Source organism: Prauserella flavalba, from assembly GCF_003202235.1.
In the GTDB taxonomy this organism is placed as follows: domain Bacteria; phylum Actinomycetota; class Actinomycetes; order Mycobacteriales; family Pseudonocardiaceae; genus Prauserella_A; species Prauserella_A flavalba.
Genome location: NZ_MASU01000002.1, coordinates 37435 through 52329, shown reverse-complemented (window position 1 = coordinate 52329; position 14895 = coordinate 37435). Strand labels below are relative to the sequence as shown.

Annotated in this window: 14 protein-coding genes; 5 read left to right on the top strand and 9 right to left on the bottom strand. The window is 70.4% G+C overall.

Annotated elements, in window-relative coordinates; translation table 11 throughout:
• The first annotated feature begins 31 nt into the window (after positions 1 to 31).
• Both BA062_RS02505 and BA062_RS02500 read left to right on the top strand, forming a co-directional pair.
• Positions 32 to 556, top strand: a complete 525-nt coding sequence (locus BA062_RS02505) for an RNA polymerase sigma factor (RefSeq protein ID WP_110334404.1) — start codon at positions 32 to 34, stop codon at positions 554 to 556.
• Positions 549 to 1436, top strand: a complete 888-nt coding sequence (locus BA062_RS02500; RefSeq protein ID WP_110334403.1) for a VOC family protein — start codon at positions 549 to 551, stop codon at positions 1434 to 1436. The genes BA062_RS02505 and BA062_RS02500 overlap by 8 nt, the downstream gene beginning before the upstream one ends.
• A gap of 76 nt (positions 1437 to 1512) precedes the next feature.
• Here BA062_RS02500 and BA062_RS02495 read toward each other — a convergent pair whose 3' ends face one another.
• Together BA062_RS02495 and BA062_RS02490 are read right to left on the bottom strand one after the other, a co-directional pair.
• A complete protein-coding gene (locus tag BA062_RS02495) occupies positions 1513 to 3288 on the bottom strand; it encodes a gamma-glutamyltransferase family protein (protein WP_110334402.1) in 1776 nt (591 codons plus the stop codon).
• Positions 3289 to 3321: 33 nt separating this feature from the next.
• Positions 3322 to 4629, bottom strand: coding sequence for a UDP-glucose dehydrogenase family protein (locus BA062_RS02490; RefSeq protein ID WP_110334401.1), 1308 nt, complete (start codon positions 4627 to 4629; stop codon positions 3322 to 3324).
• A 146-nt stretch (positions 4630 to 4775) separates the two neighbouring features.
• Between BA062_RS02490 and BA062_RS02485 the strand changes: the two genes are divergently transcribed.
• Positions 4776 to 5534, top strand: coding sequence for an SDR family NAD(P)-dependent oxidoreductase (locus tag BA062_RS02485; protein WP_110334400.1), 759 nt, complete (start codon positions 4776 to 4778; stop codon positions 5532 to 5534).
• Here BA062_RS02485 and BA062_RS02480 read toward each other — a convergent pair.
• Positions 5531 to 7168: a TM0106 family RecB-like putative nuclease gene (locus tag BA062_RS02480; RefSeq protein WP_110334399.1), complete on the bottom strand. Its 1638-nt coding sequence runs from the start codon at positions 7166 to 7168 to the stop codon at positions 5531 to 5533. The two genes, BA062_RS02485 and BA062_RS02480, sit on opposite strands and share 4 nt — an antisense overlap.
• Before the next feature lie 11 nt (positions 7169 to 7179).
• Between BA062_RS02480 and BA062_RS02475 the strand changes: the two genes are divergently transcribed.
• Positions 7180 to 7674, top strand: a complete 495-nt coding sequence (locus BA062_RS02475; protein WP_110334398.1) for a DUF6474 family protein — start codon at positions 7180 to 7182, stop codon at positions 7672 to 7674.
• Positions 7675 to 7751: 77 nt separating this feature from the next.
• On the opposite strand, the gene BA062_RS02470 is transcribed toward BA062_RS02475, so the two are convergent.
• The 6 genes from BA062_RS02470 to BA062_RS02445 all read right to left on the bottom strand — a co-directional run bounded on the left by BA062_RS02470 (position 7752) and on the right by BA062_RS02445 (position 14112).
• Complete coding sequence (locus BA062_RS02470; RefSeq protein WP_110334397.1) at positions 7752 to 8684, bottom strand: TauD/TfdA dioxygenase family protein; 933 nt, start codon at positions 8682 to 8684, stop codon at positions 7752 to 7754.
• Between the two features lie 150 nt (positions 8685 to 8834).
• Positions 8835 to 9797 carry a glycine betaine ABC transporter substrate-binding protein gene (locus BA062_RS02465; RefSeq protein ID WP_110334396.1) on the bottom strand — a complete coding sequence of 321 codons (963 nt, stop codon included), beginning with the start codon at positions 9795 to 9797 and terminating at the stop codon, positions 8835 to 8837.
• On the bottom strand, positions 9794 to 10573 hold the full coding sequence (locus BA062_RS02460) for an ABC transporter permease (RefSeq protein ID WP_110334395.1): 780 nt from the start codon (positions 10571 to 10573) through the stop codon (positions 9794 to 9796). Before BA062_RS02460 ends, BA062_RS02465 begins: the two co-directional genes overlap by 4 nt.
• A complete protein-coding gene (locus BA062_RS02455; protein ID WP_110334394.1) occupies positions 10570 to 11730 on the bottom strand; it encodes an ABC transporter ATP-binding protein in 1161 nt (386 codons plus the stop codon). The genes BA062_RS02460 and BA062_RS02455 overlap by 4 nt, the downstream gene beginning before the upstream one ends.
• Positions 11723 to 12370 carry an ABC transporter permease gene (locus BA062_RS02450; protein WP_110334393.1) on the bottom strand — a complete coding sequence of 216 codons (648 nt, stop codon included), beginning with the start codon at positions 12368 to 12370 and terminating at the stop codon, positions 11723 to 11725. The genes BA062_RS02455 and BA062_RS02450 overlap by 8 nt, the downstream gene beginning before the upstream one ends.
• A complete protein-coding gene (locus tag BA062_RS02445; RefSeq protein WP_110334392.1) occupies positions 12367 to 14112 on the bottom strand; it encodes a BCCT family transporter in 1746 nt (581 codons plus the stop codon). Before BA062_RS02445 ends, BA062_RS02450 begins: the two co-directional genes overlap by 4 nt.
• A 251-nt stretch (positions 14113 to 14363) precedes the next feature.
• On the opposite strand from BA062_RS02445, the gene BA062_RS02440 reads away from it, so the two are divergent.
• Positions 14364 to 14888: a hypothetical protein gene (locus BA062_RS02440; protein WP_245959645.1), complete on the top strand. Its 525-nt coding sequence runs from the start codon at positions 14364 to 14366 to the stop codon at positions 14886 to 14888.
• The last annotated feature ends 7 nt before the right edge of the window (positions 14889 to 14895 follow it).

The window sequence follows — 14895 nt, the reverse complement described above, 5'->3', positions numbered from 1 at the left end:
GAGCGGAGGCCCGGCGAACGACGATGAGGGTGTGACGGAACCACGGATACGGCCCGATCCGGCGTTCGCGCTGCTCAGCATGTACGAGGACGTGCTGCCGGAGGTGTACGGCTACCTGTTGTCCCGTTGCGGGAACCGGACGCTCGCCGAGGAGCTCACGTCGGAGACGTTCCTCGGCGCGGTGAGCGCGTGCCGCAGGCCGGGCGCGCCGCCGGTGAGCACGGCGTGGCTCATCGGCATCGCCCGGCACAAGCTCGCCGACCACTGGCGCGGGCAGGAGCGGGAGGACCGCAAGCTGCGCCTCGTGCACGACGCCGGGGACGAGTGCGTCGATCCGTGGGACGCCGAGCTCGACGCGCTACGTGCCCGGCAGGTGCTCGCGCAGCTGCGACCGCAGCACCGGGCGGCGCTGACCCTGCGCTACCTCGACGGCCTGAGCGTGCCCGAGGTCGCCGAGCATCTGGGCCGCACGGTGCACGCCACGGAGGCGCTGCTGGTGAGGGCCAGAACCGCGTTCAGACGCCACTACGAGGGGAAGGAGGGTAGCGATGACTGACGCGTTCGATGCCCTCTTCCGCCCGCACCAGCCCATCGAACCGGACCCGCGGTTCGCCGCCGAGCTACGCGAGGCGCTGCGGGCCGCGGTACTGCAGGAAGGAAGGGACGAGGACATGACCACCGCTGAGGCACCCGCGCGGGCCGAGACGCACGCGCTGACCCCGTATCTCGCCGTGCCCGACGCGAGCGCGGCACTGGACTTCTACGTCGAGGTGTTCGGCGCGACCCGGCGCGCGGAGCCGATCGTGATGCCGGACGGCAGGGTGGGCCACGCCGAGGTCGCGATCGGCGACTCGGTGCTGATGCTCGCCGAGGAGTTCGCCGAGATCGGCCACACCGTCGCCGCCTCGGGCGGGGCATCGATCAGGGTCGAGGTCCCCGATGTCGCCGAGGCCATCCGCCGCGCGGTGGGGCTGGGCGCCGAGCAGGTCGGCGACGTGGAGGACAGGGGGCACGGCCTCACCGGCCGGATCCGCGACCCGTTCGGGCAGCGCTGGCTGCTCGCGCAGGCTCCGAGGCGCTCGTCCGCGGGCGCGCCGCGGCCCGCGCACGGCCACGCCGCGTACTTCACGTTCACTATCCCGGACGACGAGCTGGCGAAGACGTTCTACGGCACGGTGCTGGGCTGGCAGTTCGGTGAGGGCTCCGTGCCGAGGGCGTGGCGCGTGGAGGGCAGCGGACTGCCGGACTCGGGTCTGTGGGGCGGGCAGCCTTACGCGGGCTGGAAGATGATGTACGCCGTCGACGACCTCGACGCCGCCGTGGAGCGGGTGCGCACGGTCGGCGGCGAGGTGCGCGAGGTCAAGCGGGAGCCCTACGGCCGCACCGCCGACTGCGTCGACAACCAGAACGTCGAGTTCTGGCTCTGGCAGCCCTAGCCCCTCCAGGGGAACGCTCCCCAAGGCCACCTTTGTTGCGCTCAACGCAACAAAGGTGGCCTTGGGTGCGGTCAGGTCAGCGGCCGACGGCGTAGCCCTGCATGCCGCGGGCGTTGGCGGCGGCACGCAGGATGCCCGTGGCGCGGTCGCGGGAGACGGCGGAGAGGCGGCCGAGCGCCCACGGCCCCGCGTCCACCACGTCGTGCCCGCGCTCGCGCAGCTCCGCGAGCGCGGCCTCGCCGACCCGGGACTCCACCACGAGCTCCTTCGGCGTCCACGACCTCGGGTAGAACGAGCTGGGGAACGCCGTGGTGTGCCACGCGGGCGAGTCGATCGACTCCTGCAGGTTCAGTCCACCGTGGGTGTGGGCGAGCCAGAAGCACAGCTGCCACTGGTCCTGCTGGTCGCCGCCGGGCGTGCCGAACGCGATCACCGGCTCCCCGTCGCGCAGCGCCATCGAGGGCGACAGCGTGATCCGGGGCCGTTTGCGCGGGGCCAGCGTGTTGGGCAGGCCCTCCTCCAGCCAGAACATCTGCGCCCGCGAGTCGAGGCAGAAGCCCAGCTCGGGGATGGTCGGCGACGACTGGAGCCAGCCACCGGACGGCGTCGCCGACACCATGTTGCCGTCGGCGTCCACCACGTCGATGTGCACGGTGTCGCCGCGCACCTGGCCCTGCGGCCCCACGGTCGGCTCGCCGATCGCGCCGCCGCCCGCCTGCGCGCCGCACGTCTCGGCGATGATCTTCGGCAGCCTCGGGTCCGCGCCGCCGGGGCGCAGCTCGCCACTCGCCTCGTCGCCGATGAGCGCCCTGCGCTGCTCGGCGTACTCGCGCGACAGGAGCCAGTCCAGCGGCACGTCACCGGTGTCGCCGTAGTACGCCTCGCGGTCGGCGAACGCGAGCTTGGCCGCCTCCACGGCGAGGTGGACGGTCCGCGCGGTCGGCACACCGTCCACATACGACAGTTCGTCGCCGAACCCCTCCAGGATGCGCAGCTGCTGCGCGAGCACGGGGCCCTGCGTCCAGCCACCGCACTTCACCAGGCTCCACTCGCCGAAGTCGGTGACCAGCGCGTCCTCGTAGGAAGCCTCCCAGCCCACGAGGTCGTCGGCCGTGAGCAGGCCCGCGTGGTCGCGGCCGGAGTCGTCGCGGAACGCGGTGCGGCTGAAGGAGTCCACCGCCTCGGCGATGAAGCCGTGCGACCAGGCGCGGCGCGCGGCGTCGATCTGGGCCTCGCGACCCGACACGGCCTCGGCCTCGGCGAGCAGCCGCTGCCAGGTGCGCGCGAGCGTCGGGTTGCGGTGCAGCGAGCCGGGAGCGGGCGCCTCGCCGCCGGGCAGCCACAGCTGCGCCGACGTGGTCCAGTGTTGCGCGAAGAGCTCGGCGACCGTGTCGATGGTCTCGGTGATGCGGCCGACCACCGGCACGCCGTTCCAGGCGTACGAGATCGCGTAGCTCAGCACCTCGCGCAGGCTCTTCGTGCCGTGGTCGCGCAGCATGAGCAGCCACGCGTCCCACGCGCCGGGCACGGTCGCCGCGAGCAGTCCGCTGCCGGGAATGAGGTCGAGGCCCAGATCGGCGAAGTGCCGCGGGGTCGCCGCGGCGGGTGAGACACCCTGGCCGCACAGCACCTTGGGCGTGCGGTCACTCGCGGTCACGAAGATCGCGGGCACCTGCCCACCCGGTCCGTTGAGGTGCGGCTCGGCGACCTGCAGCACGAAGCCTGCCGCCACCGCCGCGTCGAAGGCGTTGCCGCCGTCCTCGAGTACGGCCATGCCCGCGGCGGAGGCGAGCCAGTGGGTCGAGGCGACCATGCCCCGCGTACCGGCGAGCTCAGGTCTGGTGGTGAACACGTCCTGAACCCTACGGGCGGACGCTTCGTTCGCTCAACTAACGGAAGTGACCCGTGCCCCGGCACGCGGCCGCCCGATTCCCTGCCAGCTCAGCCCCGCGTCGAGCACCACGCGGGGTTCCAGCAGGTTACGGGTGTCCACCACGGCGTCACCGTGCATCAGCTCCGCCATGTAAGCCCAGTCGAGCCGGGTGAAATCGGACCATTCGGTGAGCACCACCACAACGTCGGCGCCCTTCGCCACCTGGTAGGCGTTGTCCACCACGAGCATGCCGGGCAGCTCGCCCTGCACCGCGGGGTCGTACGCCGTCACCTCTGCGCCGTGTGCGCACAGCACCGACGCGATCGACAGCGCGGGCGAGTCACGCAGGTCGTTGGTCCCCGCCTTGAACGCCAGCCCGAGCAGGCCGATCCGGGCAGCCGCGAGCCTGCCGCCGACCGCGCCCGCGATCTTGGCGATCACGCGGTCGCGCTGGGCGATGTTCTCCTCCACCGCGGCGTCGAGCAGCTCGAAGTCGAACCGCACCGACTCGGCGATCCTGAGCAGCGCGCTCGTGTCCTTCGGCAGGCACGACCCGCCCCAGCCGGGTCCCGGGCGCAGGAACGACCGCCCGATGCGCCGGTCGTAACCCATGCCCAGCGTCACCGGCTCGATGTCCGCGCCGAGCCGCTCGCACAGCTCCGCGATGGCGTTGACGTAGGAGAGCTTCATCGCGAGGAAGCAGTTCGCGGCGTACTTCACCAGCTCGGCGCTCGCGGCGTCGGTCACCACGGCGGGCGCTCCGAGATCGGCGTAGAGGTTGGCGACCCAGTCGGCGGCACCCGGGGTGTCCGAGCCCACGACGATCCGGTCGGGCCCGAGGAAGTCGGACACCGCGGTGCCCTCGCGGAGGAACTCGGGGTTGGAGACCACGGGCAGATCGGGCCTGCCGGTGAGCTCCTGGATCCGGCGGGCCGTGCCGACGGGCACGGTCGACTTGGTGATCAGCGCGCAACCGCTGGGCAGCACGTCGGCGATCTCGGCCACCACCTGCTCCACCGCACGCAGGTCCGCGGCGCCGCCGGCGCCCATCGGCGTCGGGACGCACAGGAACACCCCGTCGGCGTCGCGCACGGCCTCCCTGGCGCCGACGACGAAGGACAGGTTGCCGCTGGTGAGGCCGCGGGCGACCAGCTCGGCCAAGCCCGGCTCCATGATGTCGACCCGGCCCGCGGCGAGCCTGGCGACCTTCGATTCGTCCACATCGGCGCAGGTCACCCGGTGACCCAGACTGGCAAGGCACGCACCGGTGGTGAGTCCGACGTAGCCGGTGCCCACCACCACGATTCGAGCTGCGCTCATACACCGACGGTCACACCCGCAGTTGACCTGCGAGCGAACGCGGAGGGAACCAGCAGGCAGCCATTCGTCAACGAATGGCCTCGGGACCCGCCACGCGAACGAGCGTTAACCTGATGCCGGATTCAGCAGGGTGAGAAAGGAAGACCATGCAGATCACCGACACCGCGGCCATCGTCACGGGTGGCGCCTCCGGCCTTGGCGGCGCGACGGCGCGGGCACTCGCGGAGCAGGGCGCGCGCGTCTTCGCGCTCGACCTCGGCGCCGCGATCGAGAAGGCAGAGCAGATCGACGGCGTCACGTACGTCGAGGCCGACGTGACCGACCCCGAGCAGGTGCGCGCCGCGGTCGAGCAGGCGGCCGGCTCCGGGGCGCCGCTGCGCACCGTCGTGAACTGCGCGGGCATCGGCCCCTCCGCGCGCATCCTGTCGAAGAAGGGCCCCCACGACCTCAACCTGTTCCGCAAGGTCGTCGAGGTCAACCTCATCGGCACGTTCAACGTCGTCACGGTCGCCGCCGAGGCGATCGCGAAGACCGAGCCGCTGGCCGACGACCAGCGCGGCGTCATCATCAACACGGCGTCGGTCGCCGCCTACGACGGGCAGATCGGCCAGATCGCCTACTCGGCCTCCAAGGGCGGCGTCGTCGGCATGACCCTGCCCGCGGCGCGCGACCTCGCCTCGCACGGCATCCGCGTGATGACGATCGCGCCCGGCATCATCGACACCCCGATGCTGGCGACGGTGAGCGACGAGTTCCGCGCGGGCCTCGCCGCGGGCGTGCCGTTCCCGAAGCGGCTCGGCCGCCCCGACGAGTACGCGCAGCTGGCGCTCTACATCGTCCAGCACGACTACCTCAACGGCGAGGTGATCCGCCTCGACGGTTCGCTGCGGATGGCGCCGCGCTAGAGGTCGCCCATGAACGGGACGTCGCGCATGGCGGGGCCGGTCATCCACTCGCGCAGCGCGTGGGTGGCCAGCACGTCGTCCTCGTTGTAGCGCAGCAGCCGCTCGCGCTGGGCCGGGTCGGGAAGCTCGCCGTCCATGCCCACCGCGTCGCGGTACCAGCGCATCGACGCCTCACCGCCGGCTTCCGGGTCCCGCCACCGGAAGCCGGCGACGGGCGCGACCACCTTCAGCCCCTTGCCGTGTGAGCACAGGAACTGGTCGGAGACGCTGCGGAAGAGGTCCACCCACTCGTCGGAGTCCACGAAGGACCGCAGCTCGTCCTTCGGCGGGATGCCCGCCATGCCGGCAAAACGTTCCACAGACGCGAACAACCAGCGGTTCTCGGCGAGCGCGTTGTAGCAGTAGGCGCGGAAGCTCAGGCCCGCGGCGGCGGTGCGCGCCCGCACGTCCGAAAGCCACGCCCAGAACTCCGCGAACGAGCGCGCCTCGTCCACAGTGGGCAGTGCCTCCCACGTCGCGAACGCCCGATAGCCCGGTGCGACCCCGATGTCGGCTCCGCTGAGCAGGCAGCCCCACAGGTACGCGCCGGAGTCGCCGAAGCTCTCCATGTCGATGTCCACCTCGACGTCGGCGCGCGGCACGGTGACGTCGGCGACGCGGCGCACCACCGTCAGGTCGGCCAGCCACGCGCGCGCGAGCGCGACCGCGTCGACGAACGTGGTGCCCGTCCACTGGATCGGCGTCTCGTCGGCGACGTCCAGCGCGGCGAGCTTGTCGACCGTGCCGACGCCCACCTTGCGCAGTTCGACGGCGTCCTCGCCGCGCACGACGAGGCTCACGTCCCTGATGCGCGTGAGGTCGGCCTCGCACACCGGCCACCACGGACAGCGGCGGCACTCCAGGATCCGCGACGGCTCGGCGAGTGCCTCCCTCCGCTCGGCGGCCGCGCGGGCGACAGCGAGCCGGTCGGCGAAGCGCTCGTCGTACTCCTCCAGCGTGCTGCGCCCGCCCGGCCACGTCGGCGCGGCGAGGTCGTGCCACACCACCACGTCGGCGTCGAGCCCGATGACCCCGCCGAGTGCCCTGCCGCGCTCGGCGTGGCCCGCGGCCTCCAGCAGGCGCCGGAGGTGGGCGAGGCGGAGCTGGTCACGTGGGTGCGAACGGAGCTTGCGCGCCGGGTCGGTGCGCGCGTCGTCCGGGTCGAGCTCGGTCATCGGCGCCGTGCGGGCGCCCTCGCCGGGGTCGGTGATGCGGTGCCGCACCACCAGCACCGGCACGTATCCCTGGGCCGTGCGCACCAGCAGCTCGACGCCGCCGCGCCTGCCGCCCTCGGTGTCGACCGGCAGCAGTCCACCCCAGACGAACGGGACGCGCTCCTCCAGCGCCGTCATCGTCAGGCCCACCCGATCGGATGGAGGCAGCTCGGCCGGGACCACCGCCCAGGGCGCGCCCGTGGCCGCGCGCAACCGCTCCGCGATCTCCGCCCGGTGGGCCCTCGCGTCGGCGATCCGCTGCTCGGCGGCCGGATCCGGCGGCGCTTGCGGGGCGTCGCGCATGGTCGGGTCGTTGTCGAGGTGCACACGCCGACGGCAGCGGGTCACCACTCCCGCGTCCAGTAGCACCTCGTTTGCCATACGCTCACTGTATGAGAGGGCACCGACACTCCCGAGACAAGGCCGCCGAGGCCGCCGGAAACGTCGAGCACGAGTCCGCACTGACGCCGAAGAAGGCCAAGAACGCCGTCCGCGTGGCCAAGGTGATCATCCCTGCCGCTGTGCCGGTGGTGGCCCCGCTCGCGGTGCGGGCCGCCGGTGTCGCGAGAGACGCCTACGACCGCTACCAGGCGCGTCGCATGGGCATCGGCGTCGAGCAGCTCAGCGAGTACACCGGCAGGGGCGGCGCGCTGCTCGCCCGCATCGCGGGTGCCGCCGACGGGCTCACCGAGCTGCGCCGCTCGCCCAAGGTCACCGACGACGACCTGACCTTCGCCGAACGCGGCCGGTCGACCCTCGAACAGCTCGCCGCGTCCGTGCGCGCCGCCGAGCGGATGCCCGCCGCGCGCCGCAAGGCCGCCCACCGGGCCGTCGCCGCGGAGCTGGAACACATTGAGTCCCAGCTCCTCCACCGCCTCGGCATCTAGCCTCGCCCAGTTGCAGTGAAGGCCACCATCACTGCGTTGAACGCAGTGATGGTGGCCTTCACTGCAGTCGGCAGGGGCTAGAAGGGGCGGTCGCCCGCGATGGCGACGCGCTCGGCGACGCGCGGGTGCGGCGCGTAATCGTTCACCGCGTAGTGCTGGGTGGCGCGGTTGTCCCAGAAGGCCACGGCGTTCTCGGTCCAGCGGAACCGCACCTGGTACTCCGGCACATGCGCCTGCGTGAACAGGTAGTGCAGCAGCCGGTCGCTCTCGTCCCGGTCCATCCCCACGATGTGGGTCGTGAAGGACTGGTTGACGAACAGCGTCCGCCTGCCCGTCTCCGGGTGCCTGCGCACCACCGGGTGCTCGACCGGCGGGAACTGCTCCTGCCACTGGGCGAGCACCTCGGGGTCGGAGAAGCGGTCGAAGCCCGGCAGGTAGTCGTGCACCGCTTTGAGGCCGTCGATGCGGGCCTTCACGTCCTCGGGCAGGTTGTCGTACGCCGCGGCCATGTCGGCCCACATCGTGTCGCCACCCACCGGCGGAACGGTCACCAGCCGCAGCACCGAGCCCAGCGCCGGGTTGGGGCGGAACGTGACGTCGGTGTGCCAGATGTTCTCGAAGCCCGGCATCGAGGCACTGCGCTCGAACCGCGTGACCTCGTCGGTGTCGCCGGCCGGGATGAACGGGTTGGTCTCCAGCGGGCCCCAGTTGCGCGCGAACGCGCGCTGCTGCGCCGGGGTGATGTCCTGGTCGCGGAAGAACAGCACCTTCCACTCCAGCAGCGCGCGGTTGAGCTCCTCCCGTAGTTCGGGGGTCACTGGCTCACCGAGGTCCACACCATCGATCTCGGCACCGATGACGCGCCCGAGCGGGCGCACCCCGAACAGCTCGTACGGCCGGGACTCGACGCCCTCGGGCAGCCGGTTCAGCACCCGAGGGCCTTCGAGAATCCCGCCGGCAGGCACTCGTGCTTCGCGCAGGGCAGAACGATCGGACAATTCCAGAGTCATGGGAATTTAATTCCTTACTGTCAAAAAATAAATGGGATCCGGAATGGCCTCAGCACGGCGGCGAGCCGAGGCGGCCGCGCCGCAGCAGCAGGGCACAGATACCGGAGTGTTCCCAGACAGCAGGCATGTCGCCATGATTCCAGAAATAGCTCAGTTGATGAAACCCTTCTCGATCATCCAGTCGCGGGCGACCTTCGCCGGGTCCTCCCCGTCCACGTCGACCCGCTTGTTGAGCTCGATGATCTCGTCGTTGTTCAGCGCTTCGGTGACGGGCGCCATCACGTCCGCGATCTGCGGGTACTGGTCGAGGAACTCCTTGCGCAACGTCACGGACGCGTTGTACTGCGGGAAGAACTTCTTGTCGTCCTGCAGCACCCGCAGGTTCAGTCCCGCGATGCGGCCGTCGGTGGTGAAGACCTCGCCGAACTTGCACGTGCCGGCCGCGATGGCGCTGTAGATCGCCCCGGTGCCGAACGTCTTCGTGGTCGTGACGTCGAAGCCGTACGTCTTCTGCACACCGGGCATGCCGTCGGGCCTGCTCGCGAACTCCGTCTCCACGCAGAAGACGCCCTCCTGCGGGTTCTCCTTCAGGAAGTTCGTCATGTCCGTGGTGGTCTTCAGGTTGTGCTTCTGCGCGAAGGCCTCGGTGGTCGCGAACGCGTAGGTGTTGTTGACCTCCGAGTACGGCAGCCACACAACGCCGTTCTGCTCGAGGTCGGCCTTGCGCACCGCCTCGTACTGCTCGTCCTCCTCCGGCAACGGCTTGTCGTAGCCGAGGTAGGACAGCCAGCCCGTGCCCGTGTACTCCCACTGCAGGTCGATCTGCCCGTCGATGAGGGCGTACCGGGAACTGTTGGAGCCGTTGATGTTGGTCAGATCGATGGCGTTCGCCCCGGCCGCCTCCAGCGCCAGCTCGGCGATGTAGCCGAGGATGATCTGCTCGGTGAAGTCCTTGGACCCCACCGTCACGTCGACGCCCTGCAGCTCGGGCACCGGCTTGATCGAACCCGGCTGCACGTCGAACGGCAGCGCGGCGTTGACGGTGAGCCCGCACGCCGAGGTGGTGGCCATCAGCAGCGCGGCACCGAGGACCGCGCGCAGCTTGCGCCTCATGACAGTCCCTTCGGTCCCAGGTACTCCTCCAGCAGCGCGCCCACCCAGTCGACCAGCAACGCCAGGCCGACGGCCAGCACCGCGCCGACCACGAGCACCGACACCCGGTTGAGCTTGTAGCCGGTGTCGACGAGCTCGCCGAGCCCCCCACCGTTGACGAAGAACGCCAGCGTGGCCGTGCCGACGGCGAGCACCAGCGACGTCCGCAGACCGGCGAGGATCAGCGGGATCGCCAGCGGCACCTCGATGCGGAACAGCACACCGGAGGACGACATGCCGATGCCCTTGCCCGCGTCGACGAGCGCGGGGTCCACCGACTGGATGCCGACGATGGTGTTGCGCAGCACCGGAAGCAGCGAGTAGAAGGCGATCGGCAGCGCGGCGGCCCACAGGCCGTCCCACTCCGTCCACAGGAAGAACAGCACCAGCACACCCAGCGCCGGTGCCGCCTGCCCGATGTTGGCGATGCCGATGAACAGCGGCGCGACGGGCCTTGCCCACGACCGCGTGAGCACCATGCCGAGCGGTACACCGATGCCGACGACGATCGCGGCGACGACGAGCGTGATCAGCACGTGCTCCCACGTCTTGTCGAGCAGCACGCCGGCCTGGATCGACTCGGCCTCGATGCTGTCGTTGGTGCGCGTGAACGCCCACACCAGCACGAGGCCCACGATCACCACGACCGCGGCGGGCTGGGCGAACAGCCGCACCCGGTCAGCGCGGCGCGAGCCCGACTCGGTGGAGAAGCCCTGGATCTCGGTGGTACTGCTCACGAGGCCGCGCTCCCGGCGTCGTGCTCCTCGCGCAGCTGCTGGATGGTGTCGGTCACCGTGTTGATGTCGATGGTGCCGACGTACTCGCCGCGCGAACCGGTGACCACCGCGTTGCCGCCCTCGGACAGGATCGCCTCGAGCGCATCCTGCAGCGTGGACTGCGTGCTCACCATGTCACCGACCGGCCTGCCGACGGTCGCGAGCGTGCTCGCCGTCGAAAGGTCGCGGACGTGCACCCAGCGCTGCGGGCGTTTCCGCGCGTCGAGCACGAGCGCGTAGGTCTTGCCCAGCTCGGTCATCCGCTTGCGCAGGTCCGAGGGCGAGCTGTCCGGCGCGACGACCGTGAGCGCGTCGTCGTGGTAGTCGACGTCGCGCACGCGCAGCAGCGTGAGCTGCTTGAGCGAGGCGCCCGCACCGACGAACCCGGCCACCATGTCGTTGGCCGGGTTGGCGAGGATCGCCTCCGGCGTGTCGTACTGCTGGATCGTCGACTGGTCACCCAGCACGGCGATCTTGTCGCCGAGCTTCACGGCCTCGTCGAAGTCGTGGGTGACGAACACGATCGTCTTGCGCAGCTCCAGCTGCAGGCGCAGCAGCTCGTCCTGCAGGTTGCCGCGCGTGATGGGGTCGACCGCGCCGAACGGCTCGTCCATCAGCAGCACCGGCGGGTCGGCGGCGAGCGCCCTCGCCACGCCGACGCGCTGCTGCTGCCCACCGGAGAGCTGGCGCGGGTACCGGTCGCGGTACACGGCGGGGTCGAGGCCGACGAGGTCCATCATCTCGTCGACCCTGTCGGAGATGCGCTTCTTGTCCCAGTCGAGCAGGCCAGGGACCACCGCGATGTTCTGCGCCACGGTGAAGTGCGGAAACAGGCCCGCCTGCTGGATCGCGTAGCCGACCTTGCGGCGCAGCGCGTCGCCGTTGAGCTTGAGCGCGTCCTCCCCGCCGATGGTGATGCGGCCCGAGCTGGGCTCGATCAGGCGGTTGATCATCCGCATGGTCGTGGTCTTGCCGCAGCCCGAGGGCCCGACGAGGATCACGATCTTGCCGGCCGGGATCGTCATGGTGAAGTCCTTCACCGCGGGCTCCCGGGTGCCCGGGTAGCGCTTGGTGACGTTCTCCAGCTGGATCTCGACGCCACTGACGTTCTCAGCCACGGATACCCCTCGAGATGGTGAAGCGAGCGATGAGGAAATAGACGCCCTCGAGCAGCAGGGCGAGGATGACGACACCGAGCGTGCCGGCGAGCGCCTGGTTGGTCGCGTTGGCGCTGCCGGCCCGCGTCAGGCCGGAGAAGACCTCGCTGCCCAGGCCGGGACCCTTGGCGTATGCGGCGATCACCGCGATGCCCATGAGCATCTGGGTGGACACGCGCATCCCGGCAAGGATCGCCGGCCAGGCGAGTCGCAGCTCGACCCTCGTCAGCACGGCCGTCCGGCTCATGCCGATGCCCTTCGCGGCATCGGTCACGGCCGGGTCCACGCCGGCGAGGCCGACGATCGTGTTGCGGGTGATCGGCAGCAGCGCGTACAGCACTAGCGCGATCACCGTCGGCAGCGCACCGAGCCCGAAGACGGGGATGAGCAGCCCGAGCAGCGCGAACGACGGAATGGTGAGGATCGTGCTGGCCAGAGCCGTGGCCACGGCGGAGCCGATGGGGCTGCGGTACACCGCGACCCCGATCAGCACGCCGATGACCGCGGCGATGAGCGTGGACTGCACGACCTCACTGACGTGCAGCCACGCTTGCAGGGACAGCCGATCCCACCGGTCGGCTACGTAGTCGAGGAGATTCACGGCCTGCGGCTCCGGAACGGCCTGCGCTTCCGCCTCTCATCCGTCCGCTCGGCGTGGATGGCTTCGAGCGAACGCATCATCTCGTCCTCCTTGATCATGAGCGGGTCGTGCCGCAGATCGCGGTACACCGACACGCACAGGCCCAGCATGACGATCACGAACGGAACCGCGACGAGGATCGTCAGGTATTGCAGACCCGTGAGCGCGCTGTCCCCGCCGACGAGGAGCATCACGGCGGCCACCGCACCGGTGAGCACACCCCAGAAGATCACCACGTTCTTCTTCGGCTCCACGGTGCCCTTCTGCGAGAGCGTGCCCATGACCACCGAGGCGGCGTCGGCCCCGGAGACGAAGAAGATCGACACGAGGATCATCACGATCACGGCGATCGGCACGAACCACGGCAGGTGCTGGAGCAGCTCGAACGTCGCGGCCTCCTCGCCGCCCGCGCCCGCGATGTCGACGCCGCCCCGCTGCTGGTCGATCGCGGCACCACCGAAGATCGCGAACCAGATGAGGCTAACCACGCTCGGCACCGCGATGACGCCGATGATGAACTGCCGGATGGTGCGGCCGCGGGAGATGCGGGCGATGAACATGCCGACGAAGGGCGTCCAGGAGATCCACCAGGCCCAGTAGAAGACGGTCCAGCCGCCGAGCCAGGTCTGCATCTCCTCGCCGCCGGTGACGCCGGAACGGCCGGACATCTCGGCGAGCTCACGGAAGTAGTCGCCGATCGCGTTCGGCACGAGGTTGAGGATCAGCACGGTCGGGCCGACCACCAGCACGAACAGCGCCAGCACGGCCGCGAGGACCATGTTGATGTTGGACAGCCACTGGATGCCCTTGGCGACGCCGGAGACGGCGGAGGCGATGAACGCCACGGTGAGCACGGCGATGATGCCGACGAGCAGCCCCGTGCCGGGGTTGTCGATCCAGCCGACCGAGGCCATGCCGCCGCCGACCTGGAGCGCGCCGAGACCGAGCGACGCGGCCGAGCCGAACAGCGTGGCGAAGATCGCCATCACGTCGATGGCCTTGCCGAGCGGGCCCTCGCTGCGCCGCTTGCCGATGAGCGGCTCGAACACGGCGCTGATCAGCTGGCTGCGGCCGCGGCGGAACGTGCTGTAGGCGATGGCGAGACCGACCACGGCGTAGATCGCCCACGGGTGGACGGTCCAGTGGAACAGCGTCGTGGCCATCGCGGTGTGCACGGCCTCGTCGGAGTTCGGCGCCGCCGTGCCAGGGGGCGGGCTGGCCAGGTGCGAGACCGGCTCGTACACGCCGAAGAACATCAGCCCGATGCCCATGCCCGCGCTGAACATCATGGCGATCCACGACGCCGTGCGGAACTCGGGCTTCTCCTCGTCCTTGCCGAGCTTGATCCGGCCATAACGGCTTATGGCCAGGCACACGGCGAAGACGACGAAGCCGGACGCGGTGAGCACGAAGGCCCAGCCGCCGTAGGGGATCACCGCGTCGTTGAGCAGCGTGTCGGTCACCGACGCGAGGCTGCTCGGCGAGGCGATGCCCCAGATGATGATCGCGAGGGCGAGCACGGCGGCGATGCCGAACACCGTGCGGTCGGTCTCGGCGGGCTGGTCCGCCGCGACGACTGGAGGCACATGCTCGTCTGGGCCGGGACCGGCGGCGACGCCGGTCTCCTCCGGTGCGTTGGCACGGTCGCCGTCGTCCACCACCGTCCGTGCCGCCAACCTGTCTTCTTCAGACTGTTCAGACATACGCACGCGCCTCGTGGAGGCGCGGCCTCCTTTCGTAGCCGTTAACCCGTTCGGGTTAACACCCTAGGGCCCTGGGAGCGCTCCACAAGCAGGTATGGGGCAAAACCCCGGCCGTCGATGTGGACATACCGTTGCCTATCCAGCGGAAATCAGCAACCGAAGACGTACGGAATGTTGCGAAGTTTCGACAAATGAAATAGAGCGCCGGGTAGCGACGCGGGCCCGGATCGGCCCTCCAATACCCTGTGCGAGTGAGCAGATCAGGCCCTTCTCGCAGCGCGTTACGGTCCGCGCGCGGGGTCCTGCTCGCGATCTCCTCCGCCGCGCTCGCGACGAGCGCACACGGTTTCGCCGATGGTGAGTTACCGCACCCCGCCACAACGGTGCTGCTGAGCGTGCTGATCGGCTGGGTGTCCACGGCCGCGGCCGACCGCACCCGCGGCCTGCCGGGCATCCTGCTCGTGCTCGGCGGCGCCCAGCTGGTGATGCACCTGGTGCTCACCGAACTTTCCGGCCACGCGACCGGCGGCGCCGGCATGACGCTGGCTCACGTGCTCGCGACGCTGGGTACGGCCCTGCTGCTCGCCCACGCCGAGTCGATGCTGCTCGTGGTGGTCGCCACACTGCGCCTGCTGCTGCCGAGAGTGTGGTCACCGGCACCCGTGCCCTCGGCCACAGTGGCTCGCGCCACCGTCCGCCCCGCGGGCGGCACCCACGTCGTCGACGTCCTGCTGCGCCGGGTCCACGGCAGGCGCGGTCCCCCGGTTCCCTCCTGAACACCTG